This window comes from Bacteroidota bacterium, from assembly GCA_016721765.1.
In the GTDB taxonomy this organism is placed as follows: Bacteria; Bacteroidota; Bacteroidia; order UBA4408; family UBA4408; genus UBA4408.
On the sequence record JADKHO010000001.1, the window covers coordinates 1,253,152 to 1,279,887 of the forward strand.

Sequence of the window (26,736 nt, forward strand, 5' to 3'; positions counted from 1 at the left end):
TGCTCTTGCAACCATTACTGTTGGAAATGCAACTCCAGTTGCAGTGAACGATACCTATTCAACACCTTTCCAAACAGTGCTGAATGCTCCATCGGTTGCGTTAAATGATACTGATCCAAATGGAGACCCACTATCAGTAACTGTAGTTACTACAACTGCTAATGGAACCTTAGTCATGAATGTGAATGGAACATTTACCTACACTCCAAATGCCGGATTTAGCGGAACCGATACATTTAGCTATTCCGTTTGTGATCCAAACAATGCTTGCGATACAGCTACAGTTACAATTACCGTAGGAAATGGAAATCCTATTGCAAATGTTGACAATTTCGCAACTCCTTTCAATACGGCTATTTCAGATACGGTAATCACAAATGATTCAGATCCGAATAATGATCCATTAACAGTGACCTTAGTTTCTACAACTACCAATGGAACACTTGTTCTCAATGCAAATGGAACATTTACGTATACACCAACCAATGGATTTGCAGGTGTGGATTCATTTATCTACAATTTATGCGACAACCGAACTCCTCCGGGTTGTGATACAGCTATAGTATTTATTTATGTGGGCAACATCGCTCCGGTAGCAACAGTTGATCATTATTCAACTCCAACAAATATTGCATTAGCTGGTACCTCTGTATTAGTAAATGACTTTGATGCAAACAATGATCCGTTAACCATTACAGTAATTTCAACTACCACTAACGGAACCTTGGTAATGAATGCAAATGGTACATTTACCTACACTCCCAACAATGCTTTCACCGGTCCGGATAGCTTTATTTATCAAATATGTGATAATGGAAATCCGGTATTATGCGATACTGCAATTGTTTTCATTGACGTATTAAATGCACCGCCTGTAGCAATTACAGATACCTATGTGGGTGCACTTAATACAACAACTAGCGCGGCAACAGTATTTGTAAACGACAGTGATTTAAATGGTGATCCATTTACAATTGGCCTTGTGGATAGCACAAAAAATGGAGCCTTATTCATTAACGCAAATGGAACATTCCTTTACACGCCGGCAAATGGGTTCTGTGGTACGGATAATTTCATTTATAAAATAACCGATACGCATGGTGACTTCGATACGGCAATTGTATTTATTGTTATTAATTGCGCTCCAATTGGTATTGATCATTACGACACAACTTCGGTTAACGTAAATATTACCAATGATGTGCCGGATGAAAACCTATTGTTTGGTGTTACCGATCCGGATGGCGACAATATATTTGTAACTCCGGTTGTAGATGCACTTACCGATTTGGGTGGTACAATTACAATTGATTCATTAGGTAACTATTCATACACTCCACCATACAATGTTACAAGTGGAGATGACTTCTTTGTATTCACTATTTGTGATGACGGAATCCCGAAAATCTGTGTAAACTACACGTTACATATCCACATCACTCCTGTCTTCTATCCGGGTGGTTTCTCACCTAATGGCGACGGTGTGAACGACTTCCTGGTAATTAGTGGTGCAGAATCATTACGTGTTGGATTAACGGTATTTAACCGTTGGGGCAACAGAGTATTTGAGGACTTGAACTACAAAAACACTTGGAATGGAAGCGCGAACAAGGGAGTTGTTATAGGCGAAGGTTTGCCGGATGGAACCTATTGGTACATTGTTGATTTGTTTGATGGTAAAAAACCTGAAATACATTTATTAACCATCAAACGATAATTGATTTAAAAAGGAAATGCAATGAAAAATCAAATGAAAAATTTAATCGGAATACTTGAATGCACATTTGCATTTAAGTTAAAACAGCTCATTCTACTGATGATTATAGTGCTTTCCGGTGCGGACGTGTATGCGCAACAAGATGCAATGTATTCGCAGTATATGTTTAACGGTTTGGCCATCAATCCTGCCTATGCAGGAAGTAGAAATGTGCTTAGTGCAACAGGATTATTTCGCAGGCAGTGGGCGGGTAAGAAAATCGAAGGTGCGCCAATAACGGAAACCTTTACTATTGATGCTCCCCTTCCTAAACGAAAAACCGGCTTGGGTTTGAATGTCGTTAACGATAAAATTGGCGTTACCAATTCACTTGCACTGGATTTGGTGTACGCATACCGTATAAAAATTAACCGTTACAAAACACTTTCCTTAGGCTTGCAAGCTGGGATTTATCAGTATAGAGCAAATTTTACCGACATTAATTTATCGCGCGATTTAGCGCTGCAACAAGATGAAGCTTTTCAAAACAACATTAATCGTTGGGATCCTAATTTTGGATTTGGTGCTTACTATTACACTAAAATATTTTATGCAGGCTTATCGATTCCACATTTAATTAACAGTAAGCTTATAAGCAAGCAGGATGATGCCAACAGCGCTTATGGTTTTTTAAGCGATAGCGAAAAAGCTCGACAATTTCGCCACGCATTTTTTACGATGGGCTACTTAATGAAATTTCCTAAAAAGTATTTGAAACTGAAGCCATCCATTTTAGTGAAATATGTTTATGGCGCTCCTATTGAACTCGACCTGAATGCCAACCTTTGGTTTTATGAAAAATATGCGGTAGGATTATCTGTTAGAACTGCCGATGCTATTGCCATTTTACTCGAAGCGCAAGCAAATAAACAATGGAGATTTGGGTATTCTTATGATTACTCTTACACCAAACTAAGAAAATACAATTCAGGCAGCCACGAAATAATGGTACGTTACGAATTCAGTTATCAAAAATCTAAACTATTAACACCACGTTATTTTTAATGCATTAGCACCAAAAGAACTATCTACTATTATATGAAAAAACACACACTGGTTATCTTGCTGTTATTGCTTTGCGCAGAAGTTAATGCACAGGATTTTAAAATTCAATTGGCAAATTCCAATTACGATAATTTTCATTATGCTGAAGCCGCTGAATTGTATGAAGATTTGTTATCAGAGGATAGCACCAATTTTGAAGCCGTTGAAAAATTGGCGCATTCGTATCGAAAGTTACACGATACACAAAATTCGGAAAAATGGTATGGCAAATTAGTAAAGCAATTTCCGGAGAATTCAAATTTTCAATTGTATTATGCGCAAGCACTTGCCAGCAACGGAAAATACAATGAATCAAAAGATGGATACAAAGCTTTTTCTAAACTCAACGCAAACGATTCAAGAGGAGAGGTTTTTGTGTATGCCTACGAAAATCTTAATCCATTTTATGAAGATTCAACCTTGTTCACCATTAAACCGGTTGATTTTAATACCGATCATTCAGAGTTTAGTCCGTTGTATCATAAAGATGGCTTACTCTTTGTTTCAAATCGTGAAACCTATACTGTTTTTGATAGGGTATTTGGTTGGAACAATACCCCTTATTTGGATTTGTATTTTAGAAATAATTCAGATGGAAAAATCTCCAAATTCAACAAAGAAATAAATTCAAAATACCACGAAGGCTCTGCTGTGTTTAGTAAATTGCAAGACACCATATATTTTACACGCAGTAACTATTACAATGGGAAATATAAAAAGAGTGATGAAAATATTAATAAATTAAAACTCTTTTCGGCAGTAAACAAAGAAGGTAAATGGCAAAATATCGCTTCATTTCCATTTAACGATGACCAGTATTCTTTGGGGCAACCCGCTTTATCACCTGATAATAAAACAATTTATTTTGCCTCCGACATGCCGGGAACAAAGGGTGGCGTAGATATTTTTAAAAGCACACTCGATGCCAATAATCAATGGTCGAAGCCGGTTAATTTAGGTTTTGAAGTGAATACCGAAGGAAATGAAATGTTTCCTTATGTAGACGATAAAAACACTTTGTTCTTCTCTTCTGATGGGAGAGGAGGTTTAGGCGGATTAGATATTTTCTTTTCACGTTACCGCGATGGAAAGTATGAAGTGCCAAGAAATATTGGCTATCCCATTAGTTCTACAAAAGATGATTTCGGAATTACAGTCAATCAAGATGAAACCGAAGGGTATTACTCCAGTAACCGACTCAACAATTTAGGCGATGATGATATCTATAAATTCAATACCATTATTCCCATAAGCCGCATTATTACTATTCGCAGCGTAGTGTTGGATCCAACACGTAAACCAATATCAGGCGCAAGTGTAACTGTGAAAAATATTAAGTCGGGCGAATCAATGGATACACGCACCAATGAAAAAGGGAAAATTGAATTCACCTTTATGCCCAATGAAGAATATGAAATATTGGCCAATAAAAATGGCTTTAAGCAAAGTAAAATCGAAGTTACCGCCGACAGTATTTTGCGCATGAAAAACAACGATACCATTCGCATGTTAATGGAGCCGTTAAACTCCATTAACTCAGCAATTGCCACATTAAATGCGGATTCGTTGAATGAATCAGCACTCGCCAAATTGGAAAAATCGAAAAGGGATGCAAAGAAAAAAGAAGAGCAAGTAATTGCAAAAGTAGAACCCTCAAAAGTGGACAGCAATGGCGTGAAAACAGAGTTTAAATTGGAAAAGGATTTTGTGATTCAAGCCATTTACTACAATTTTGACAAGTCTACCATTCGCAAGGACGCAGCGCTTCAACTCGACCATGTGGTAGATATCATGAAGCAATATCCTGATATGAAAGTGGAAATGTTTTCGCATACAGATGCACGCGGTAGCAAAGGCTATAACTATAAACTATCTCAAAAAAGAGCAGTGGCATCCAAATCCTATTTAGTTCAAAAAGGGATTTCGCGCAAGCGTATAAAATCCACTTTTTATGGAGAGAAACAGCTTACAAACAAATGTGCAGATCACGTAAAATGTACTAAGGAAGAACAGCAACAAAACCGAAGAACCGAATTTAAAATTGTGTCGTATTAATCGTTTTTAACCCCTCAGTTTAGTACAAACATCCCAAAGCACCACACCAATACTTACCGATATATTGAGGGAGTGTTTGGTGCCATATTGCGGTATTTCGATACAGCCATCCACTATATTCATGAGCGCTGCATCAACACCTTTTACTTCATTCCCAAAAATAAAGGCATATTTTTTATCTTTTGATGGGATGAAATGTTGAAGATACACGCGCGGTTCGGCTTGCTCAATGGCGTATACAGAAAAGTTATTTTGCTTTAAGGAATTCAAGGCATCAAGGCTGCTGGCAAAGTATTTCCAGCTTACTGAATTTTGTGCGCCTAAAGCGGTTTTGTTTATTTCGGCATTGGGCGGACAAGCAGTTATCCCACACAAATAAACCGCTTCAATTAAAAACGCATCCGCTGTGCGAAAAGCTGAGCCTATATTATTTAAGCTGCGCACATTATCCAGCACTAAAACGATTGGTGTTTTTTTAGCAGACTTATAATCCTCGACAGAAATTCTTTGGAGTTCGGGATTGCTTACTTTACGCATAAATTGAGAAGTGGGATATGCGTTATAAAATCATCAAAGGATGCACAAAAAAGTGCACAATAAGAATTATCAAGCCAAGTGCAATACGATAATATCCAAACAGCTTAAACCCATTTTTATTTAAGAAGCCAATAAAACTTTTAATTGCAAGCATGGCTACAATAAATGCTATTGCATTTCCTAAAACAAACAAATTCAATTGCTCACTGCTTAATACCGGCTCCGTTTTAAAATACTTATATAATTTGTAAACCGTAGCTGCAAACATGGTTGGCACCGCCAAAAAAAACGAAAATTCAGCAGCTGCTTTGCGCGATAGTTTTTGTGTGAGACCACCAATAATACTTGCCGCCGAACGCGAAACTCCGGGTATCATGGCAATGCATTGAAACAATCCAATTTTAAGTGCGCCCGCATCCGACGGTATTTCTTCTCCCGACTCTTCCGATTTTGCAAACCATTTGTCCACAAAAAGCAAAATTATTCCACCCAAAAACAAGGATATTGCCACCACAATCACATTCTCCAACAAGGCGTCAATGTAGTCGTTCAGCAATTTGCCAATTACTGCTGCAGGAATAAAAGCGATGAGCAGCTTTTTATAAAAATCGAAACTTTGAACAAATTTTTTGTAATACAAAACCACCACCGAAAGAATTGCTCCCAACTGAATGGCAATAGTAAAGAGCTTGGTAAATTCATCACCGGCAATGCCCATCACCGAAGATGCCACAATCATGTGACCTGTTGACGATACCGGTAAAAATTCGGTAATGCCTTCAATAATAGCTAAAATAATGGATTGGAGGTATGTCATAAAAAATGAAATTATCTGCTCAATTGGAGCAGTTGGAAAGCCAGTCGGCTTCCTTCAATAAAGTATTCCGAAAAGGGAATAGTGCAGCTTCTCCCCAAAGGGTTTAGATAAGATTATGCCTTCGACTTTTTCATGATAGCAAAAATCTCTATCACAAAACCAATCAAAATTACAATGGGTGCAAGTGTAATTCTGCGAAAGCTAAAAATCTCAGGATTAAAAACTTTCGGATCATCAGATCCACCGCCAACCATCAAGAGGTAACCGCTAAAAAGAACAATTAATCCAATTATCATTAACTTGTAGTTTTCAGGACCAAAGGCAAAACCTTCTTTTTTTCCTTTGTGAACAGGTGCCGCAGCTGCAGCCGCTTTTTTATCTTTACTCATCGTTTAAAGTTTAATAATACAAATCGTCTGTTTTTAATCTCAAATATTTTCGCACCGCAAGATAGGTACAAATCCAGGTGATAAAAATGCCTAGGAAAATTACCAAAGCAAATAAGGAAGCAAACAAATCCACATCTTGCAAAACAATTAATTCCGGAATTTCAGACTGTGCCCAATAAATTATTCCCATTAATAATGCAATGGCTATAAGCGCACCGTAAATACCATGTCGCACCCCGCGAAACACAAAGGGTCGGCGTATAAAGCCTTGTGTAGCACCCACCAATTGCATGGTGCGAATAATAAAACGCTTACTGTAAATCGAAAGCCGAATGGAGTTGTTGATTAACGCAATGGCAATAACCAATAACAAGGAAGAAAATATCAAAATAATTAAACCAATTTTTTTTACGTTTTCATTCACCAAATTCACCAATGATTTTTGGTAGTAAACCTCCTTCACATTAGCATTTTTTGTGATTTCTTTTTCTATCCAACCCAAACTATCCGGATTGGCAAAATCAGCTTTCAAATGCACGTCGATGCTTGCCAATAAAGGATTGTAGCCTAAAAACTGTATAAAATCCTCACCCAAATCTTGTTTCAAAGTTGCTGCGGCCTGCTCCTTATTTACGTATTCGGTAGATTTTACGTAGGATGTAGCATCCAATGACTTTTGAAATTGTGAAATATCCGTTTCCTTTATGGAGTCTTTTAATACTACCGTCAAACCTATGTTTTCTTTGACGTAATCCGAAAGTTTTTTAGTGTGTAACACAATCAATCCCAATAAGCCAAGCATAAACAATACCAGCGAAACACTTATCACTGTAGAGAGATAGGAGGATTTTAATTTACGTAAAGCGTATTTTTCTTCGTTCTTTGACATGAATGCTGGAAGCTTTTTTTCAAAAGTTGCGCTAAAGTAATGAAAAAAATAGCTTCTTACACCTAGGAGCCTCTTCTGATTAAGTTCCTCTAAGCGAAGGTTAGATTCATAGTTGAAAGCAGCAATAGGCCTTTTTTTATTACTTTCGTCGTCCAATTTTTAACTCAAATTCAATACGGCTTATACTGCAGCATTTTCACAGTATAGATTTATTCAACATCACACACAGCAGCATTTAATCATGGAATACAATTTTAGAGAAGTAGAACAAAAATGGCAAGATTACTGGGCAAAGCATAAAACATTTCGTGCTGAAAATAAATCCTCCAAACCCAAGTTTTATGTGTTGGATATGTTTCCCTATCCAAGTGGAGCTGGATTACATGTGGGTCATCCATTGGGTTATATCGCTTCCGATATTTTTTCGCGCTACAAACGCCACCGTGGATTTAATGTGTTGCATCCTATGGGCTACGATTCTTTTGGCTTACCGGCCGAGCAGTATGCCATTCAAACCGGACAACACCCCGAAATTACTACCAAAACAAATATTGCACGCTACCGCGAACAACTCGATAAATTAGGCTTTTCGTTTGATTGGGAACGTGAAGTGCGCACTTCAAATGCCGATTATTATAAATGGACACAATGGATTTTTATACAACTGTTTAATTCGTGGTACAATAAAAAAACCGACAAAGCTGAGTCCATTCAGACGCTTACCCAACTTTTCGAAAAGCAAGGTTTTAAAGGTACTTCCGACGATGTGCTTACCGGAGATATTGAAGTGTATCAGGAAGGCTTTTCGGCGCAGGAATGGAATAATTTTTCGGAAGCAACGAAGGAACAAGTATTGCAACAATTTCGATTGGCGTATTTAAGCGATACCATGGTAAACTGGTGTCCGCAATTGGGCACTGTGCTGGCCAACGAAGAAGTGAAAGACGGTGTGAGTGAGCGTGGCGGATATCCCGTGGAGCGAAAATTAATGCGTCAGTGGAGCCTTCGTATTAATGCTTATGCGGAGCGCTTGTTGAACGATTTAGAAGGAATTGATTGGACCGAAAGCATTAAGGAAGCCCAACGCAATTGGATTGGAAAATCGGAAGGAACAAGTTTGAAATTTAAAGTGGCAAATTCGGATGCGCAAATCGAAGTCTTTACCACACGTCCCGATACCGTTTTTGGGGTATCTTTTTTAACCCTTGCACCCGAACATGAATTGGTAACACAACTCACTACAGCCGAACAAAGAAAGGCTGTTGAAGAATACGTCACCTATGCCACCAACCGCAGCGAACGCGACCGGATGAGTGAAGTAAAAAAAATTACCGGAGTATTTACGGGAGCTTATGTGGAACACCCTTTTTCAGGAGTAAAAATTCCGGTTTGGATTGGCGATTATGTGTTGGCAGGATATGGTACCGGTGCTGTAATGGCGGTTCCCGCACACGATTCGCGCGATTTTGCCTTTGCCACACATTTTGGTATAGAAAAGCCGGTAGTGATTCAACCGCCAGTGGACTGGGATTTTACCGATACTTCTTTTGATGGCAAAGAAGGAAAATTGGTTAACTCCGACTTTTTAAATGGTTTAGATGTAAAAGTAGCTGTTAAAAAAGCCATCGAGGAAATCGAAAAGAAGAACATTGGAAAAGGTAAAACAAATTACCGTTTGCGGGATGCCATTTTCGGGCGCCAACGCTATTGGGGTGAACCGATTCCGGTATATTACAAAGAGGGAATTCCTCAGGTGTTAAATGAAAATGAATTGCCCTTGATATTGCCTGAAGTGGATAAATACTTACCTACCGAAACAGGCGAGCCACCTTTGGCGCGCGCTAAAGATTGGAAATACAAAGGCACCTATGATTACGAGCATAGCACCATGCCGGGTTGGGCAGGCAGCAGCTGGTATTATTTGCGCTACATGGATGCGCACAATGAAACTGAATTTGCTTCCGCAGAAGCCTTGAATTACTGGAAGGAAGTGGATTTATACATCGGAGGCAGTGAGCATGCTACCGGACATTTATTGTATGTGCGTTTTTGGACCAAATTTTTGTACGACCTCGGAAAAATTTCGATAGTAGAGCCTGCTAAGAAGTTGATTAATCAAGGAATGATACAAGGAACAAGTGCATTTGTATACAAAATTCCGGATAGAAATGTTTTTATATCAGCTAAAAGATTAGGCAGCGCCTTAAGTGCTAAAGAGCTTGAGTTGACAGGGCTTTCCAATGCTGATTATAAATGGATTGATTTGCATGTAGATGTGAATATTGTTTCCAATAATATTTTGGATAAGGAGGCATTTAAGAATTGGCGCGCCGAGAATAAGGATGCTATTTTTATTTGTGAAGAAAACGGCGACTACATCTGCGGAAGCGAAGTAGAAAAAATGTCTAAATCCAAATGGAATGTGGTGAGCCCGGATAAGATGTGTGAGGACTATGGTGCAGATTGTTTGCGCATGTACGAAATGTTTTTAGGTCCGCTCGAATTAAGCAAACCATGGAATACCAATGGAATTACGGGGGTGTCAAATTTCTTAAGAAAATTGTGGCGCTTGTTTCATACTAAGGAATTTGTGTTTTCAGTTTCGGATGAGCCGGCAACTAAGCCCGAATTAAAAGTGTTGCACAAGACCATTAAAAAAATTACAGAGGATATTGAGCGCTTTTCGTTCAACACTTCTGTAAGTAATTTTATGATTTGCGTAAACGAGCTCACCGAATTAAAATGCAACAAGCGCGAGATTTTGACGCCGCTCGCTGTTTTAATTTCACCTTACGCACCGCACATCGCCGAGGAATTATGGCTAAAGTTGGGCCACAATGAAAGCATCAGCTATGCTGCTTTTCCGATTTGTCAAGAAGAATATTTAATCGAAAATTCATTTAGCTACCCTATCTCCATAAATGGCAAAACGCGCTTTAATCAGGAGTTTGCGCTGAGTTTAAGCAAGGAGGAATTGGAGACGGAGGTGTTGAAATTAGAGCAAACCCAAAAATTATTGGAAGGCAAATCACCCAAAAAGGTAATTATTGTTCCGGGTAAGATTGTGAATTTGGTGGTGTGATAGCGTCGAACAACAAATACTAACAGTGATTTAATTTTCATCATCTGAACAACACGTTCATTTTGAACTTATGTGAAGCCTATGTTCTCTATGCTCCTATGTGTTAAAAAAGGGGAAGAAGCAATGAAAATCATAAACCCCAAAATTACATAACGATTCTTTGTACATAGCAATTTACCTACAACCTGAAGATTTTCTTATACTTAATGTAAAAACGTCAATAAAAAGTTAAGCAGGCTATTTCAGAACAATTACTTTATTAAAAGCAATAATTCCATTATCTGAATGCAAGCTGCACGTATAAATTCCGGGAGGATAATTAGTAGTATTTAGCTGTAGACGTTCATCGTTGCCATTTATTTTTTGAGTGAATACTTCCTCCCCCAATGCATTGTGAATATTCAGCACTACATTTTTATCAAAACCCATATAGTGCATACTTACCACATTGTTAGCAGGATTGGGATAAAGATGAAAATAACTTTCCTTGCGTTTCTCAATTATGCTTAGTGGATTAAACAAATCACCATTGGCATCCAATTTAACAATATAGCTTTCGCGACTGCCATTGGGTCGCATAGCTTGACCGCATGCTAACAATCCGCTATCGCTAGTGGCTATTACATCGTAAAAATCAGTTTTAAGGGTGGTATCGCTTGGGCTAAATTTTTTAAACCATAAACTATCCCCGTTGGTATCAAAGCAATACAAAAAAGCCCTTCCGGCAGGTGCTGATAAGCCTCCTGGGAAACCACTAATTACAAAGTTACCATTGGGTAAAATACAATGCCCAGTTACATAACAATTAGAACGATTAATACCTCGCACTGGCCGTCGCCATATTTTATTCCCCAAGGAGTCTAACTTTGAAATAACAAAGCCGTAGGCATTGGGGACTATTATTGGAGGAACAAACGCGAAAACTATAAAATTGCTTTGATAAATATTTGTGTAAGACGAACCCCAAGCTGAATCAAGATTTATAGAAAATGAACTTAAGCTATCTCCATTTTCATCAATTAGTAAAAACTTTGGTCTGTATGGTCCTGATGTTAATGAACTGCTGTAGGCTGAATTATAGTAATAAATAGAATCTTTTTTTTGCATATCTGATTTTCTGAAATAATCTGAATTATTAAGGTAGAAATAGTAATTATTAATATTGACAATGTTAGCATTGGTATCTAATTTATAATATCCTCCACTATATCCATTTGTAAATAGTAGGCCATCTTTAACTACGTCAAATGACAAACCCCAATCCATTAATGGCAAATTAAAATCCATTATATTTTTTTTCCAAATAACATTTCCGTTTAAATCAAATTTACAAAGCCATAGCATTAAATCAACGGTAGCTGATGAATCATCGGCAACACCAGCCACGTAGTAAGCAGATGCTGATTTACGCACCATACTTAAGGCTGGTCGAAAGCTTCTTGTAAATACGGTGTACCAAATTGTATCTCCAAAAGCATTAATATGCGCCAACCCAAATTCACGTGTATTCGTAGTTGAAGCCCTTTTGCCGCCTGTAGCAATAACAAAGCCGCCGTTACCATCTTCAATTACACTTTGAGCAGCTTCGTCTTGTATTAATCGCTTATATGTTTTTTCAAAGGTAGTTTGTGTGAATGCAACATGTACATTCAACACTAGTACTAGTGTGATGAATATTTTTTTCATGCTGCAATTACTTTAAAATGGTTATTTTTTTGCTTCGATAGCTCTGCCCATCGCTTAACTTGCAAAGGTATATACCGGACGGGATTTGCTGAAGTGTAATACTTTGATGGACTGAAATAATTTTCATTTTGAAAACTTCTTCGCCTTGCATATTTATTACCTGCAAAAAAGCTTCCATTTTGCTTTCATTCTCTTTGCCTTTAAAGTTTAGTACGGATGAATTTGTATTAAAATAAATGGCCGGTAAAGTTTGGTTTACAAATAATTGAGTATTCGATTGGCGATTATATTCAACCGTATCGCGCCAAACATTTCTTAATGTGCTGTAATTATACCACATGAAGCCTGCAATATCTTGATGTAAGGTATCAATTGTATCAAGTGTAATTCCGGAATTAACATATTCCCAATTATTAACAAATTTTTCATCATTGGAAATAGAAGTCTCCAATTGCTGCATGTACAAGTTTTCATAATCATACATGGTCATGGTATCGGCCAAGCCGGGTCCAAAGTAACTAAAGTCCCAAGTATCAATTACCGAAGGATTGTCAACAGTATACTTAACAGTATCAAAACATTGTTTGTATTCACCCACTGTTGCCGCCGAAAACAGGGGCATTAATTTATGCCTGTCTCCAGCATTCAAATCATTTGGCCAAGCTGCTAATTGGGTATGAATATTACCTGTTTTGTTTATCATTTTGGGGTAAGCAACATCGCTCCAAATGCGGTAATCACTCATTAACACACGGTTAAAGGCTCTTGCGATATATTGCGCTTGCATACTTGTTGGAAGCATATTTTGGGCTACCAAATCTCCAGGATTGCTCGGGTCAGTATATCCATTAATGTGGTTTGCTGGAGCTAGTCTCCATTCTAACTCCATTTTCAAAGAAGTACACATGTGCCCATAAACATAAAGCATTGCCTGTGATATGTGAAAAAACGCATTCCAGCCTCCCTTAGGTGGATAAAGGCCAACCGTGTCTGATTTTTCATACGTATCATCATCCCAATACTCATATTCCAGACTCATATAATCAAACAAATATTTAGGGTCGGCAGGCGCTATGGTGCTGGATGTACGAGCCGTGCAACCCACACAACCATTTGCAATTGTTGAGTCGCGTACCCAATAACTATATTGGTACACCCGCATTACTTGCTTTAGCATTTCAGAAAGTATATATTGTGCTGGGCATTCCTCTTCGGTGCAACTTGGGCTCGGATTTAGCAAATCATAATCTGGAAATGAGGCAGTAGCTATGCTATTGTTTGGAACACCTTTGGCTAAACTCATACAACTATCATCCCAAGGCAAGTTGGGCTCCTCCCAAAAAAAATCGGAAGTAACAAAAGTTCCTGAGCTAGCGAGTGTATCTAAAAACTCCTTGTTAGAGATTACTATGCCCACTTTAATACTATTGTCGTGCATCACTTGCAAAAATCGTTTTACAGCATTAAAAAAAACCATGTTGCCTACAATAGGATTGGGATCATTGCCTGAATGTCTTTTACCCAAAGAATATACTGCAACATAATTAATAAAACGGCTGTTGCAAAAATTTACCAGCCCACATAATTTGGGAGTTCTGCTGCAATCAGTAGAATCGTAAAGATTGGAATTCCTAAAAAGCTCCAAAATTAACTCATCGCCACAGCTCACATACATGCCACGCAAAGTGGTATCATGATTTGAATTTAAAGGTGGTGGGGCACTTTGGGAATATACCATGTTACAATTTAGAAGAATGGATAGAACAACTAAGACGTAACTAACTGATATTGATTTTGTTAGATGGGGGGGGGTAAGATTAAACAATTTCCAATCTGTTACCCGTGAGAAGAGTGCTTTCATTTTTAGAAATTTTGAGGTGAGAATTCAAATTATTATATACAAGTATACTTATTTTTCAATTCTAATCAAAGTAAATCAGAAACAACATATTAGTATTGAAATCAAGAAGATGCGCATATTTTTTAGCTTATCAGATGCGGGTATTTGATGAATCATTTAGATAGAGGCAAGACTTAAAATAACTCAAAAATCTTAATCGTACCTTTACAGCTTGTTTAAAACTAAAAGTAAAAATTGGCTTGCTTTTTGAATTGTGAACAAGCAAGAAATTATTCTATGAAAACCTACATTCTTTTTCGTTCATATCTCCTTTCAATACTTTTTTTCCTTTCGCTTTTATCATCCGCCCAACAACTCCGATCCATCAACAACAAAGCCTTTAAAAAAGGTGAAGTTATTACCTACCGTGTGCATTATGGTTTTATTGATGCCGGCACAGCACGTTTGGAAGTGATGGACGAAGAAAAAAAATACGGCGACCGGGATGCTTTTCATATTGTGGGAACCGGAAGAAGCCGCGGGGCTTTCGATTGGTTTTTTAAAGTCCGCGACCGCTACGAAACCTTTATTGATGCCGAAGCAATTGTGCCTTGGGTTTTTTTAAGGCGAGTGGATGAAGGGGGCTATAAAATAAATCAGAACTACGTTTTTAATCCCTACAAAAAAATAGTGTATGCCGATGGAACTTCCTTTGCAACACCCGAAAATGTGCAAGATATGTTATCCGCCTTTTATTATTCGCGCTGCATCGATTACAGCAAAGCCAAGGAAGGCGACATTTTCACCATTCCCAGTTTTGTGGACAATGAAATTTTTGAAATGAAAATTAAATTCATCGGAAGAGAAATTATTGAAACCGATTTGGGTGTCTTTAAATGCATCAAGTTTCGCCCGGTGGTGCAGAAAGGAAGGGTTTTTAAAAAGGAAGAAGATCTTAATGTGTGGATTACCGACGACGATAACCACATTCCTGTGCGCGCGCAAGCGGAGATTTTAGTAGGATCCATTAAAATGGATTTAGAATCCTACTCCGGTTTAGCCAGCCCCATATCGAAAATCAGCGATTAAGTTTTAAGCAATTTTTTTGAAGATTTTTCTTAGTTCGAGCACTTTTTGGCTATGGATGCAGTGTGCAGGCATTGGTTTAATGTTTATTTTGTTGACTTAAAAACGTACTCAAAATCCGCCTCAATCCGCCGAAACCTGCGTTATCCGCGTTCTATTTATTTACATCTTTTTTTTTATGCGTACAATCATTTTCCATGCGGAATAAATATTTCTATTTTTGGCAAAATCTAAACCTATCAAAATGGAACTTAGTCCCGATATTATTGAAAAAATAAAGCTGCTCGACGAAAAATACCAAGCCATGGGTCAGGACCTGAAATCCTATCTCGACGGCTTGCTCATAAGCAATTATGTTACCTATTGGGATTACATCAATGTGGATAAATTGCTCACCTTACAAAATCCCAAAACGGATTTTCCGGATGAATTAATTTTTATCATCTACCATCAAATTACTGAACTTTATTTTAAGCTATCGTTGCACGAATTAGAGCAAATCGCCAACAACGGCCGCATTATCTTAAAAAATGGCCACGATCAAGGTTGGAAAGAAAAGTTGGAAAAAGATTTTTTCGTTGCACGTGTCACCCGTGTGAACCGTTACTTTGAAGCACTTACCACTTCTTTTGCCATCATGGTGGATGGAATGGAAAAGGAACAATTTTTAAATTACCGCATGGCCTTATTGCCCGCAAGTGGTTTTCAAAGTGCACAATACCGCATGATTGAGATGTGCTGTACCGATTTGTTTTTTCTGGTGGATAAGGAAGTGCGTCACACCTTTGAAGGTAAAAATGCGAGCATCGAAGAATTGTTTGAACACATTTATTGGAAACAAGGAGCAACCGAGCTTGCATCAGGCAAAAAGACGCTTACCTTAAAGCAATTCGAAAAAAAATATACCGAACAATTTATTGCACTGGCAAAAAACTACGAGCAAAAAAACATTTGGAAAAAATTTAAATCGCTTTCCGCGGAAGATCAAAAAGCTCCGGAAGTAATTAATGCACTGCGACAACTGGATGTAAACGTGAATGTAAATTGGCCTTTGGTGCATTATAAAAGTGCTGTGCGTTACCTTTCGGCCGATAAGGAAGATGTGCCTGCAAGTGGTGGAACCAATTGGCAAAAATACCTGCCTCCCCGTTTTCAAAAACGCATTTTTTATCCTGAACTTTGGTCGAACGATGAGAAGGAAAATTGGGGAAAAGCTTGGGTGGAATCGGTTATTCGGGAACAAAAATAAGCTTCAAGGCTTAAGTATAGGACATTTTCATGGTTTTGATTTTAGGTTGAATTGCAGTAAATTCGCGCTTCCTAAAAAATAGCATGAAAGTAACCGAACACATTAGCCGGGCTAAATCAACCCTTTTTTCTTTTGAAATTTTACCACCTTTAAAAGGTAAAAGCATCGAATCTATCTATCAAAGTATTGATCCTTTGATGGAGTTCAAACCCAGTTTTATCAATGTTACCTATCACCGCGAAGAATACGTGTATAAGAAACGTGCCGGTGGATACCTCGAAAAAGTATTTATTCGAAAACGTCCCGGAACGGTTGGGATATGTGCTGCAATCATTAACAAATACAAAACCGATGCCTTACCGCACTTAATTTGTGGTGGTTTTAGCAAAGAAGAAACCGAAAATGCGCTTATCGATTTACAATATTTAGGAATAGATAATGTGCTTGCTTTGCGCGGAGATCCCATCAAAACCGAACAAGTATTTATCCCTGAACCGGATGGAAACAAGTATGCTGTGGATTTGGTGAAACAAATTGTGGAGCTCAACAAAGGCGAGTATTTGGATGAAGAAATGGGCACTGCCAGTCCTACCGAATTTTGCATCGGTGTTGCGGGTTACCCCGAAAAGCACTTTGAAGCACCCAATATGCAATTTGATATGGCAAACCTAAAAGCCAAGGTAGATGCCGGCGCCGATTATATCATCACGCAATTATTTTACGACAATGCTAAATTTATGGCATTTGTGAAAGCTGCAAGGGAAATTGGCATTACTGTTCCCATTATTCCGGGTTTGAAACCCATGACCTTGAAAAAGCAAATATCCATCATCCCTAAAATATTCAGTATCGACATTCCATTTGAATTGGCGGATGCATTTGCAAAGGCCAAGAATGATGAGGAAACACGCGAAATCGGAATTGAATGGAGCATTGCTCAATCCAAGGAATTAATAAAATTTGGTGTGCCTTGTTTGCATTATTACACAATGGGAAAATCAGAGGCGGTGCGACGTATCGCGCAAGCGGTGCTTTAATTTGTTTGGAGCAGTTTAGCTACATACTTTCCAACAATATCAAACTCAAGGTTTACCGTATCTCCCTTTTTTAATTGATGGAAATTGGTGTGCTCAAAAGTGTAGGGGATGATAGCAACTGAAAATTCACTTTTCCCTGAATTCACAACAGTTAAACTAACACCGTTTACAGTTATAGAACCTTTTTCGACAGTTATATTTTTAGCGGTTGAATCGTATTCAAAAGTAAAAAACCAGCTGCCATTTTGTTCTTCCACCGCTTTACAAATTCCTGTTTGGTCCACATGCCCTTGCACAATGTGCCCGTCTAATCGGCCATTCATGAGCATGCAGCGTTCGAGGTTTATTTTATCGCCAATTTTAAGCTGGCCTAAATTTGTTTTTTGTAAAGTTTCCTGAATGGCGGTAACGGAATAGATGGATTTGTTGATTTCTGTAACAGTTAAACAAACCCCATTGTGCGCAACGCTTTGATCAACTTTTAATTCGGAGGTAAAGGGAGCATCAATAAAAAAATGAATATTATTTTTTTCATTTTTTATTTCCACTACTTTGCCAAGGCATTCAATAATTCCTGTAAACATATCCTAAATCAATTTCCCCCTGGTTTTTGTTGACTTGTAAAAACATGCACAAAACCTTTTAATTCGCGAGTTTCGATGCCGCTTAGGCGGATTTCATGCACTTCACAAACATAATAATACACCCCATCCGGTACCAATTGTTTGCTGTATTGATTCTTGCCGTCCCAGCGGATATTGGGATCGTTGCTCTTAAACACTGCTTGACCCCAACGGTTGTAAATTACCAAATCAATACTTTCAACAAACTTGTAGGGAAAAGGCACAAATAAATCATTGGCCCCATCACCATCCACAGTTATCACATTAGGCAATTCATATACCGGGCAGTTATCCACACAAACCGAATCGCTCATCGCACCTTCGTTTCCAAAGGAATCAACTGCGGCAACAGCATAACATCCGGCAATTGAATTACCATTGTTGTTATGGCTAAATACGAGTTCATTTTGGTCGTTGATGAGTTTAATTAAGTAAAGTTCTTCTCCCAAAACCGGCGTATAATAAATCTTGTATGCCACTACATCATCCGCACAGCTGGTATTGGGATTACTCCAGCTTATCGTATTTTGAATTAAGTCGCAGTCTGATTTAATGGTGAAATTTTTTGGAGCACAGGGCGCTGTAAAATCTTGCGGAGCCGCACAGGCAATTTGAGAGCGATTAATGATGGGGGAAACTATTCCCGGAGCAGAATATTTTCCTATTTCCTTAATCTTATAACAATAGGTACGACCGTTAATTAAACCGGTATCCGTAAAGGTTTTTAATGTTGTTTTTCCAATAGAGTCGAACTGTGTTGGGATAAATTCATTTTGCTTGTAAATGATAAAGAGGCTATCGGTCCAAGGCACATTAAAATTCCAATTGAGTTGCAGCTGATTATCGTTCGGCACTATACTTAAAAAAACAGATGAGGCTTTGCTGGAATTGCTAATAAATATATGATTGGGTAAGAGTGTATACAACTCAATTCTATAGGAGTATGGATTCTCTTTAGTGTTGAGGTTTTGTGTATCTTGATAAATTGTATCGTTAATGCTGTTAGTTGAATCCACCAATTGGAAATTTCCATTCCCAAAACCAACACTCCTGTAAATTAAATACCGATACGGTCCGGGAACAGCCTGTGTGTCAATTTCCGTTGGCTTAGACCAAGCAACTGTTATTTTTCCGGTAGTAGTGCTGGTTTCAACAACATCCACATTGGTAATAATGGGAGAATCTTTTTTTAATTGAACACAAAATTCGTTGGAGGCATAACTTTTAGAGCCGTCGTCAAAAATGGCATAAATCATATAACAATAGTCGAGACCGTTCACCAAACCATTTCCATTGTTGTTATCGGTAAAAGAAGTAGTACTTAAACCGCTAACAGTAGCAATTTCAACATATCCGGTAGAGGCCGGAATTCCGGTAATACAATCACCCGGGATGTATCCTGAAGGGCTGTTGCGCCGGTATATTTTATAGCCGGTAGCTTCACTGCAAATTTCTTGATTCCAATTGAGTTTAATAGCCGATCCGGTGGGTGTGGCAATAAGATTTTGAGGTGCCGGAGCAATAACGCGAATATTAATGGTTTTAATATCCACTAGAGGCGTGCTGAGGTCATTGTCTTCGGCTTTGAATAAAACTTGATAAGGTTGCAAGCGCACGTGCGAACAATTGGTATTCCAACTGAATAAGCCTGTCACGGTTTGCACAGCATTGATGGATTGAGGAAAATTGGCGGGATTGGAGCCGAGTAAATATACGCCTCCGGTAGAGGTTAGTGTAACCACATCGCCTTGATTGGGATCCGTAGCTTTTACATTAAACGCGATAGAAGTTCCAGCTACAACACAGGTATCTCTCAGCGCAGCAATTACTGGTGGGTCGTTTTGACATCCCCCGGAAACGGTGACTTGCAAATCTCTTTCTACCGAGCCAATGAGATTTCCCAAACGCCATTCCTTTATCAGGATTGCAAAATTGAACTCACCAATAGGGCTGGGGCAATTCCAAATCATATCGCCGGTGGAGGAATTTATGGTTACTCCGGGAGGAAGGGTGTAGCCAAAAATGGGAGTACCAAATTCTCCTTTGCAATCAATCAATTCATACGATAAACTATCTCCATCCGAATCAAAAGCCCCGGGATTGTGCACAAATTTTTTACAAGTACAAGCATTGTCGATAGGCGGATTTAGAAGTACAGGAGAAGTATTGTTAAATCCTAAAAAAGGGTTAATACACAACTGAGTTTCGATGTAAAATGAAACGTTAGTAGAGTTGGGAATATTAATTACACTGGCATTTCGATTAGGATCGGTAACTGAAATTAAAAAGCAAGAAGCACCTGCATAAGTATGTACGCCGATGTAAACATTTTTTTTGATGTCGCCCGCAACCTGTTCGCCTTGATGAGGGCATGAACCGGAAGCAATTCCATTGGTGCGCGTGATAGTATCTCTGGAGCCATCTCCCCAAATGATTTCTAACTCACATCTATCGGGAATTTGGTTGGCCGGAAGTCGTGTGTAAGTGGTAACAGTGGCTTCGTATTTAAAAGAGTTGGGATTATTGGCATCGTAAATTCTACGGTAAGTAATCTCGCCGGCACGATTGTGGGTTGCAAAAACAGTGTGTACTATTAGCACAATAAAGAAAAGAAGCAGCGCAATTTTTTTCACAAAAACAATCAAATAAGGACTACTAAGATAACTATTATTTTGCTGTTGAAATGTTAATATTTGATTACTTGTTGCTCCATTTCTTTAGGCAGGCTGCGATATTCGTATTGTTGGGTGCGAAGTTGAGGGTCAAAACCGGCCTCTTGAATGGCATCTTGAATGCCTTGAGAGGTGAAGCGATGCGGTGCTCCGGCAACGGAAACAACGTTTTCTTCGATCATAATCGAACCAAAATCATTGGCACCAGCGTGCAAACAAAGCTGAGCCACTTGTTTTCCAACTGTTAGCCAAGAGGCCTGAATATTTTTAACGTTAGGCAACATAATTCTGCTCATGGCAATCATACGGATGTATTCATCCCCACTCACATTATTTGTGATTCCTTTATGTCGTTTCAGCAACGTTCCATCGTCCTGAAAAGGCCAAGGAATAAATGCTAAAAATCCTTTTGCATGTTCCGGTTTTTCGCTTTGTACTTGCCGCAACCATACCAAATGTTCAAATCGTTCTTCAATCGTTTCGATGTGGCCAAACATCATGGTTGCTGAAGTAGTGATGTCTAGTGTATGAGCAGCCCGCATTACATCCAACCACTCTCGGCCCGTACATTTTCCTTTCGAAATAAGCCTTCGCACGCGGTCATTCAAAATTTCGGCACCGGCGCCCGGTAGGGAATCCAGCCCAGCAGCTTTTAATTTTTGCAACACTTCAGTATGCGTCGATTTTTCGAGTTTTGTGATGTGCGCAATTTCGGGTGGCCCAAGTGAATGCAGTTTTAAAGTAGGATAAAGTTGCTTAAGCTCTTTAAATAAATCCACATAAAAGCTTAGCCCTAAATCGGGATGGTGGCCACCTTGTAGCAGCAGTTGCTCCCCTCCGTATTTGAAGGTTTCCTCAATTTTCTCTTTGTATTGATCTATGCTGGTGATGTAGGCTTCGGCATGCCCGGGAATGCGATAAAAATTACAAAACTTACAATTTGCGATGCAAACGTTGGTAGTGTTCACGTTGCGGTCGATAATCCAGGTAACTTTATTATCGGGCTTCTGAATTTTACGCAATTCATTGGCTACAAAAGTGAGTTCGGCAAGGGGGGCTTTTTCAAATAAAAATTTCCCTTCCTCAATCGTAAGAAATTCAAAGTTTAAAGCGCGTTTTAATAAGTTATCTGTGTTCATCTAAAGTCAACAAGTTTAAAAGATGAATGTTTTTGGATACAAACATTCATCCTGCATCAAAATTGAGGTAAAAGTATGAAATCATTGGGAATTGTAAGGATTAATCACCGTTATGAGATTTATATGAAAAGTCGGCGGCTTAACATTAATTTAACATTGGCTTAACAAAAACAAAAAGTTACATCCGATTTTAAGGGACTTATTTTTCATTCCTTTGCAGTGTTTAACGGAATATCAATAAACTTAGCACACAACACAATGAAATTCGATAATTTAATACAAGCACTCATCCCCAAAGACAAGAAGTTTTTTTCGATGTTTGAAAAGGCTACTTCCAATTTGGTATCTATCTCCAAGGTTTTGTGCGAAATGGCAACCGCTTCGTCACCTGAGCGCAGAATGGAATTGGCGAAGGCTATAGATGATTTGGAACATGTTGGCGATCAAATAACGCATGATATTTTCAGTGAATTAGCAGCAACTTTTATAACTCCATTTGACCGAGAAGATATTCACTCTTTGACCTCCGCGGTCGACGACATTGTGGATCACATACATGGGGCATCCAAACGTATTATTTTATACAAGTTTGAAAAGATATCACCTGCCATGCAAAAGCTGTCGGAGCTTATTTTACAAGGCTCTGAAGAGTTGCATAAGGCAGTTTGTGAATTGCGTAACATGAAAAATGTGAGCAGTATGCGTGAGGCTTGTGTGCGCATCAACAGTATAGAGAACCATGCCGATGATATTTTTGACATGGCGGTTGCACAGCTTTTTGAAGATGAAAAAAACGCCATCGAAATTATCAAAACCAAAGAAGTGCTTCAAACCCTTGAAACGGCTACTGATAAATGCGAAGATGCAGCAAATGTGATTGAATCCATTATGATTAAATACGCTTAATACCTGCTTATGACTTTCCTCGTAGTTATTATTATTCTGGCACTGGTTTTTGATTACATCAATGGCTTTCATGATGCAGCAAACTCAATTGCAACGGTTGTTTCAACAAAGGTACTTACCCCGTTTCAGGCGGTATTGTGGGCGGCACTTTTTAACTTTGTTGCTTTCTTTTTGTTCAAAGATCATGCGGTTGCCAACACCATTTCCAAAACAGTACATAAAGAATTTATTACACTTACCGTTATTTTTTCAGGATTGATAGCAGCCATAGTTTGGAATTTGCTTACCTGGTGGTATGGAATACCTTCTTCTTCCTCCCATACACTCATTGGTGGATTTGCCGGAGCAGCCTTGTCACATGCCTATATTTCGACCGGATTTGTAGGATTCGCAGAGGTGGTGGAGATGGATAAAATTCTTAAAACCGTATTGTTTATCTTTTTAGCTCCCCTTATCGGGATGGCTGTATCCATGTACATTGCACTGGTCACGCTGATGCGGAATACCTGGCTGCGCATACTCGTAATTCTAATTACAGCAGGATGTACCTGGGTGTTGTTTGATCATTTGGAGCAAAATAAGTTGGAGGAAAATGTAAAGAAATTCTACAAAGTGGAACAACTTACAAAAGATGTAGTGAAACATCCTGAATTACAAGTTAAATTGGATTCAGCGATTTATGCCATTGCCTTAACCAAACCGCTTCTTGGCGAATTTAATACGGCCGGTTCAGCCTCGATAGCTGCTCAAGTTAAGAATACAATTGACCCAAGAGTAGATGAGAAAAAACTCGAAAAGGAATTGGGTAAGGCTGATAATTCACTTATTGTGAATTGCATGATGTTGGCGATATTGATATTTATTTGCGCCTACATCTATTCCGAAAAAATAAAGACTCCAACTGCATCCCGCATTGGAAAAATGTTTAAGCGCTTACAGCTATTATCCTCCGCAGCATTTAGCATTGGTCATGGTGGTAACGATGCGCAAAAGGTAATGGGAATTATTTCGGCAGCCATGATTGCAAATGGAAATATTGCCGACATTAAACAAATGCCGGACTGGGTTCCTTTGGCTTGTTATGCTGCTATTGGTTTAGGTACGTTAAGCGGAGGTTGGAAAATTGTGAAAACAATGGGCTCAAAAATTACCAAAGTTACTCCGCTCGAAGGTGTGTGTGCTGAAACATCGGGTGCGCTAACGCTATTCATGACCGAGCAAATGGGAATTCCTGTAAGTACTACACATACCATTACCGGATCAATTATCGGTGTGGGTGCAACTAAACGCCTTTCAGCAGTGCGCTGGGGGGTAACGGTTAATTTAATGTGGGCTTGGATTCTAACAATACCGGTGAGCGCTGTGATTGCAGGATTAGTTTATAGCGTAATTCATTATTTTCACCTTGCACCAAACTAGGGGTTGAGCAGAGTAGTAACAAAACTTATTGAGTAAGCTGTTTAAATACATCCTCCAAGCTTTGTTCTTCTTTTTGAAGTGTTAATACCGACAGATTATTGGTCACTGCAAATTGAAAAATTGCTGCTCGAATGTCTTTTTGAGCACTTGATTTTAGTTTCCAAATTCCGGGTGAAACAGGCACGGCATCGGTAACTCCTTCAATTTTTTTCAATTCGCTTTTGCTGATTTCTTTATCGAATTCTACCCGTATTACTTGTTCATTTTCTTTTTGTTGTTGAAGCGATTCGGTGGAGTCGTTTGCAACAATCGAACCTTTATTTACAATGATAACACGGTCGCACACTGCTTTCACTTCTTGCATGATGTGTGTGCTGAGCATCACTGTTTTTTCCTTACCTACTTTGCGAATTAATTCGCGTATTTCGGTTAATTGATTGGGGTCAAGTCCGGTGGTGGGTTCATCTAATATCAGCACTTTTGGATCGTGGATAAGTGCTTGCGCTAATCCCACACGTTGGCGATATCCTTTTGAAAGCGCACCTATCTTTTTATGTTGTTCCACTTGCAGCCCGGTAATTTCAATCATTTCGTTTACACGTGGCCAGGTTTTTTTTCCAAGGTGATGCAATCCTGCAATAAATTCGAGATACTCCTTTACATACATATCCAAATAAAGCGGGTTGTTCTCCGGAAGGTAGCCCACACATTTTCTTACTTCAATTGAATTTTCAATCACATCAAAGCCACAAACCGAAACATTGCCGGAAGTTTGAGGAATAAAGCAAGTAATGATTTTCATCATCGTGGATTTTCCGGCGCCATTCGGACCAAGAAATCCAATTATTTCTCCATTGGAAACTTCAAAAGATACATTGTCGAGCGCTTTTTGTTTTCCGTAAATTTTGGTTATGTTGTTTACTTTAATGGACATGTGGTTGCGGATAAACGAATTTTTGCGAAATTACGAAAGATGGTATTTTGTTTTAAACGTTAATAGATTCAGAAAGCTAAAAATTAAGTTCTTTCCACCATCAATCTGTTGCTAATTACTGCGAGCAAAGCTAATTCTTTTTCTAATTTTGAAATCTAAATTAATCATAAAACGCAAAAGCCCTTTCATGACAGGACTTGTAATAAAATCTACCGGAAGTTGGTATACCGTTCGCAAGGTAGATGGAGGAATTGTAGACTGCCGCATCAAAGGAAATTTTAGAATAAAAGATATTAAAAGTACCAATCCAATAGCGGTTGGGGATGAGGTGGATTTTGAATTGGAAAAGGACAATGATAGTACTGTGGAAGCTAAGGGAGTGATCAATAAAATTGCTCCTCGAAAAAATTACATCATTCGTAAATCTATAAACCTATCGCGGCAAACGCATATACTGGCGGCAAATATTGACAGGGCTTTTCTGATTGTTACCGTTGCATCGCCCCGCACCTCAGTAGGTTTTATGGACCGCTTTTTAGTAACTGCAGAAGCCTATCATATACCGGTTACCATCGTTTTTAATAAAATGGATATTTGTGATACTTCGGAATTGGAAGAAGTAGAAAAAAGAAGTGCACTTTATTCCAAATTGGGCTACTCCTGTTGCAAAGTTTCGGCTTTTAAGGAAAGCGATTTGTTTGATTTGAGAGGACAATTGAAAGATAAAATAAATTTACTAAGCGGGCATTCGGGTGTAGGAAAATCGACTTTAATTAATGGATTAGATAGCAGTTTGAGCATTAAAACGGCGCAAATTTCGGATGCACACAGCAAAGGAACGCATACTACCACCTTTGCCGAAATGCATGAATTAAAGAGTGGAGGTTTTATTATTGACACTCCAGGTATAAAAGAAATTGGGATTGTGGATATTGAGAAAGAAGAGTTGTGGAGTTTTTTTCCGGAATTTAGGGAACGGGTAAATCAATGTAAATTCAATAATTGTTTGCATATACACGAGCCCGGTTGCAAGGTGAAACAGGATGTTGAAAGCGGTGAAATTGCACTGAGCCGTTATAACAGCTATTGCAGTATTTTTAATGGCGAAGAAAATTAAATGGAATGAAAGCAGTTATTCAGCGCGTTTCAAAAGCTTCGGTAAGCATTGATGGTAAAATAAAATCTTTTATTGCTTCAGGAATCTTGATTTTGGTGGGTATTGAAGATGCAGATTCCATGGAAGACATAACGTGGTTGTGTGCAAAAATTTGCAACCTCCGTATTTTTGACGACTCAAATCAGCAAATGAACTTATCGGTAAAAGACATTGGTGGTGAGGCCTTGGTGATAAGTCAGTTTACCCTGATGGCAAGCACTAAAAAGGGGAATCGGCCTTCTTACATTAAAGCCGCAAGGCCGGAAATAGCCATTCCGCTATATGAAAAATTTATTGCGCAACTGGAACAAGATTTAGGTAAATCGATAGCCACAGGAGAGTTTGGTGCCGACATGAAAGTGGAATTATTAAATGACGGACCGGTTACTATCCTAATGGATACTAAAAACAAAGAATAGG

The 26,736-nt window shown here is 38.7% G+C and carries 21 protein-coding genes (1 of these 21 only partly in view); 11 read left to right on the plus strand and 10 right to left on the minus strand.

The features are described from left to right. The 3 genes in view from IPP32_04290 to IPP32_04300 are tightly spaced (at most 33 nt apart) and all read left to right on the plus strand, a layout consistent with a single transcriptional unit that may run on beyond the window. Nucleotides 1-1,717, plus strand: partial view of a tandem-95 repeat protein gene (locus tag IPP32_04290; protein ID MBL0047301.1) — the end only. It extends 21,338 nt beyond the left edge of the window; 1,717 of the gene's 23,055 nt are visible here — the last part of the coding sequence; the start codon falls outside the window, past its left edge; the stop codon is at nucleotides 1,715-1,717. A gap of 33 nt (nucleotides 1,718-1,750) precedes the next feature. After that, nucleotides 1,751-2,761 (plus strand): type IX secretion system membrane protein PorP/SprF, encoded by a 1,011-nt coding sequence (locus IPP32_04295; protein MBL0047302.1) that lies wholly within the window; start codon nucleotides 1,751-1,753, stop codon nucleotides 2,759-2,761. Between the two features lie 33 nt (nucleotides 2,762-2,794). Next, nucleotides 2,795-4,855, plus strand: coding sequence for an OmpA family protein (locus IPP32_04300; GenBank protein ID MBL0047303.1), 2,061 nt, complete (start codon nucleotides 2,795-2,797; stop codon nucleotides 4,853-4,855). A gap of 6 nt (nucleotides 4,856-4,861) precedes the next feature. Here IPP32_04300 and IPP32_04305 read toward each other — a convergent pair whose 3' ends face one another. The 4 genes from IPP32_04305 to IPP32_04320 form a co-directional block, all read right to left on the minus strand. Next, a complete protein-coding gene (locus IPP32_04305; protein MBL0047304.1) occupies nucleotides 4,862-5,392 on the minus strand; it encodes a TrmH family RNA methyltransferase in 531 nt (176 codons plus the stop codon). A gap of 22 nt (nucleotides 5,393-5,414) precedes the next feature. After that, on the minus strand, nucleotides 5,415-6,209 hold the full coding sequence (locus tag IPP32_04310; GenBank protein MBL0047305.1) for an undecaprenyl-diphosphate phosphatase: 795 nt from the start codon (nucleotides 6,207-6,209) through the stop codon (nucleotides 5,415-5,417). A 113-nt stretch (nucleotides 6,210-6,322) separates the two neighbouring features. Then, nucleotides 6,323-6,598: a DUF3098 domain-containing protein gene (locus IPP32_04315; protein ID MBL0047306.1), complete on the minus strand. Its 276-nt coding sequence runs from the start codon at nucleotides 6,596-6,598 to the stop codon at nucleotides 6,323-6,325. A 10-nt stretch (nucleotides 6,599-6,608) separates the two neighbouring features. Continuing rightward, entirely contained in the window at nucleotides 6,609-7,487 is an 879-nt protein-coding gene (locus IPP32_04320) for an ABC transporter permease (GenBank protein MBL0047307.1), read from the minus strand. Nucleotides 7,488-7,728: 241 nt separating this feature from the next. Here IPP32_04320 and IPP32_04325 point away from each other — a divergent pair, with 241 nt between their 5' ends. Next, on the plus strand, nucleotides 7,729-10,569 hold the full coding sequence (locus IPP32_04325; GenBank protein MBL0047308.1) for a leucine--tRNA ligase: 2,841 nt from the start codon (nucleotides 7,729-7,731) through the stop codon (nucleotides 10,567-10,569). A gap of 237 nt (nucleotides 10,570-10,806) precedes the next feature. Here the strand turns inward: IPP32_04325 and IPP32_04330 are convergent, their stop codons facing one another. Next, a complete protein-coding gene (locus IPP32_04330) occupies nucleotides 10,807-12,255 on the minus strand; it encodes a T9SS type A sorting domain-containing protein (GenBank protein MBL0047309.1) in 1,449 nt (482 codons plus the stop codon). A gap of 7 nt (nucleotides 12,256-12,262) precedes the next feature. Beyond that, nucleotides 12,263-13,993 (minus strand): T9SS type A sorting domain-containing protein, encoded by a 1,731-nt coding sequence (locus tag IPP32_04335; protein MBL0047310.1) that lies wholly within the window; start codon nucleotides 13,991-13,993, stop codon nucleotides 12,263-12,265. Nucleotides 13,994-14,392: 399 nt separating this feature from the next. On the opposite strand from IPP32_04335, the gene IPP32_04340 reads away from it, so the two are divergent. The 3 genes from IPP32_04340 (at nucleotide 14,393) to metF (ending at nucleotide 17,467) form a co-directional block, all read left to right on the plus strand. Next, nucleotides 14,393-15,184 carry a DUF3108 domain-containing protein gene (locus tag IPP32_04340; protein MBL0047311.1) on the plus strand — a complete coding sequence of 264 codons (792 nt, stop codon included), beginning with the start codon at nucleotides 14,393-14,395 and terminating at the stop codon, nucleotides 15,182-15,184. A gap of 241 nt (nucleotides 15,185-15,425) precedes the next feature. After that, nucleotides 15,426-16,430, plus strand: a complete 1,005-nt coding sequence (locus tag IPP32_04345) for a tryptophan 2,3-dioxygenase (protein MBL0047312.1) — start codon at nucleotides 15,426-15,428, stop codon at nucleotides 16,428-16,430. Between the two features lie 83 nt (nucleotides 16,431-16,513). Beyond that, nucleotides 16,514-17,467 carry a methylenetetrahydrofolate reductase [NAD(P)H] gene (gene metF, locus IPP32_04350; protein ID MBL0047313.1) on the plus strand — a complete coding sequence of 318 codons (954 nt, stop codon included), beginning with the start codon at nucleotides 16,514-16,516 and terminating at the stop codon, nucleotides 17,465-17,467. Here the strand turns inward: metF and IPP32_04355 are convergent. From IPP32_04355 to mqnC, 3 genes are read right to left on the minus strand one after another with little or no spacing between them, the layout of a single operon-like run. After that, nucleotides 17,464-18,051, minus strand: a complete 588-nt coding sequence (locus tag IPP32_04355) for a riboflavin synthase (protein ID MBL0047314.1) — start codon at nucleotides 18,049-18,051, stop codon at nucleotides 17,464-17,466. The genes metF and IPP32_04355 overlap by 4 nt on opposite strands. An 8-nt stretch (nucleotides 18,052-18,059) precedes the next feature. Next, entirely contained in the window at nucleotides 18,060-20,723 is a 2,664-nt protein-coding gene (locus IPP32_04360; GenBank protein MBL0047315.1) for a gliding motility-associated C-terminal domain-containing protein, read from the minus strand. A 53-nt stretch (nucleotides 20,724-20,776) separates the two neighbouring features. Continuing rightward, nucleotides 20,777-21,901: a dehypoxanthine futalosine cyclase gene (gene mqnC, locus IPP32_04365; protein ID MBL0047316.1), complete on the minus strand. Its 1,125-nt coding sequence runs from the start codon at nucleotides 21,899-21,901 to the stop codon at nucleotides 20,777-20,779. Nucleotides 21,902-22,159: 258 nt separating this feature from the next. Between mqnC and IPP32_04370 the strand changes: the two genes are divergently transcribed. After that, nucleotides 22,160-22,807: a DUF47 domain-containing protein gene (locus IPP32_04370; GenBank protein MBL0047317.1), complete on the plus strand. Its 648-nt coding sequence runs from the start codon at nucleotides 22,160-22,162 to the stop codon at nucleotides 22,805-22,807. Between the two features lie 9 nt (nucleotides 22,808-22,816). Next, nucleotides 22,817-24,226, plus strand: a complete 1,410-nt coding sequence (locus tag IPP32_04375; GenBank protein MBL0047318.1) for an inorganic phosphate transporter — start codon at nucleotides 22,817-22,819, stop codon at nucleotides 24,224-24,226. 25 nt (nucleotides 24,227-24,251) lie between these two features. Here IPP32_04375 and gldA read toward each other — a convergent pair whose 3' ends face one another. Next, nucleotides 24,252-25,160, minus strand: coding sequence for a gliding motility-associated ABC transporter ATP-binding subunit GldA (gene gldA, locus IPP32_04380; GenBank protein ID MBL0047319.1), 909 nt, complete (start codon nucleotides 25,158-25,160; stop codon nucleotides 24,252-24,254). Between the two features lie 187 nt (nucleotides 25,161-25,347). On the opposite strand from gldA, the gene rsgA reads away from it, so the two are divergent. After that, nucleotides 25,348-26,277 carry a ribosome small subunit-dependent GTPase A gene (gene rsgA / locus IPP32_04385; protein MBL0047320.1) on the plus strand — a complete coding sequence of 310 codons (930 nt, stop codon included), beginning with the start codon at nucleotides 25,348-25,350 and terminating at the stop codon, nucleotides 26,275-26,277. A gap of 5 nt (nucleotides 26,278-26,282) precedes the next feature. Next, complete coding sequence (locus IPP32_04390) at nucleotides 26,283-26,735, plus strand: D-tyrosyl-tRNA(Tyr) deacylase (GenBank protein MBL0047321.1); 453 nt, start codon at nucleotides 26,283-26,285, stop codon at nucleotides 26,733-26,735. Nucleotide 26,736 lies beyond the last annotated feature (1 nt).

What these genes read in the sequence shown, in the direction of transcription:
- IPP32_04295 (MBL0047302.1), top strand. Translation starts at nt 1,751, where the DNA reads ATGAAAAATTTAATCGGAATACTTGAATGCACATTTGCATTTAAGTTA.
- IPP32_04300 (MBL0047303.1), top strand. Translation starts at nt 2,795, where the DNA reads ATGAAAAAACACACACTGGTTATCTTGCTGTTATTGCTTTGCGCAGAA.
- IPP32_04305 (MBL0047304.1), bottom strand. Translation starts at nt 5,392, where the DNA reads ATGCGTAAAGTAAGCAATCCCGAACTCCAAAGAATTTCTGTCGAGGAT.
- IPP32_04310 (MBL0047305.1), bottom strand. Translation starts at nt 6,209, where the DNA reads ATGACATACCTCCAATCCATTATTTTAGCTATTATTGAAGGCATTACC.
- IPP32_04315 (MBL0047306.1), bottom strand. Translation starts at nt 6,598, where the DNA reads ATGAGTAAAGATAAAAAAGCGGCTGCAGCTGCGGCACCTGTTCACAAA.
- IPP32_04320 (MBL0047307.1), bottom strand. Translation starts at nt 7,487, where the DNA reads ATGTCAAAGAACGAAGAAAAATACGCTTTACGTAAATTAAAATCCTCC.
- IPP32_04325 (MBL0047308.1), top strand. Translation starts at nt 7,729, where the DNA reads ATGGAATACAATTTTAGAGAAGTAGAACAAAAATGGCAAGATTACTGG.
- IPP32_04330 (MBL0047309.1), bottom strand. Translation starts at nt 12,255, where the DNA reads ATGAAAAAAATATTCATCACACTAGTACTAGTGTTGAATGTACATGTT.
- IPP32_04335 (MBL0047310.1), bottom strand. Translation starts at nt 13,993, where the DNA reads ATGGTATATTCCCAAAGTGCCCCACCACCTTTAAATTCAAATCATGAT.
- IPP32_04340 (MBL0047311.1), top strand. Translation starts at nt 14,393, where the DNA reads ATGAAAACCTACATTCTTTTTCGTTCATATCTCCTTTCAATACTTTTT.
- IPP32_04345 (MBL0047312.1), top strand. Translation starts at nt 15,426, where the DNA reads ATGGAACTTAGTCCCGATATTATTGAAAAAATAAAGCTGCTCGACGAA.
- metF (MBL0047313.1), top strand. Translation starts at nt 16,514, where the DNA reads ATGAAAGTAACCGAACACATTAGCCGGGCTAAATCAACCCTTTTTTCT.
- IPP32_04355 (MBL0047314.1), bottom strand. Translation starts at nt 18,051, where the DNA reads ATGTTTACAGGAATTATTGAATGCCTTGGCAAAGTAGTGGAAATAAAA.
- mqnC (MBL0047316.1), bottom strand. Translation starts at nt 21,901, where the DNA reads ATGAACACAGATAACTTATTAAAACGCGCTTTAAACTTTGAATTTCTT.
- IPP32_04370 (MBL0047317.1), top strand. Translation starts at nt 22,160, where the DNA reads ATGAAATTCGATAATTTAATACAAGCACTCATCCCCAAAGACAAGAAG.
- IPP32_04375 (MBL0047318.1), top strand. Translation starts at nt 22,817, where the DNA reads ATGACTTTCCTCGTAGTTATTATTATTCTGGCACTGGTTTTTGATTAC.
- gldA (MBL0047319.1), bottom strand. Translation starts at nt 25,160, where the DNA reads ATGTCCATTAAAGTAAACAACATAACCAAAATTTACGGAAAACAAAAA.
- rsgA (MBL0047320.1), top strand. Translation starts at nt 25,348, where the DNA reads ATGACAGGACTTGTAATAAAATCTACCGGAAGTTGGTATACCGTTCGC.
- IPP32_04390 (MBL0047321.1), top strand. Translation starts at nt 26,283, where the DNA reads ATGAAAGCAGTTATTCAGCGCGTTTCAAAAGCTTCGGTAAGCATTGAT.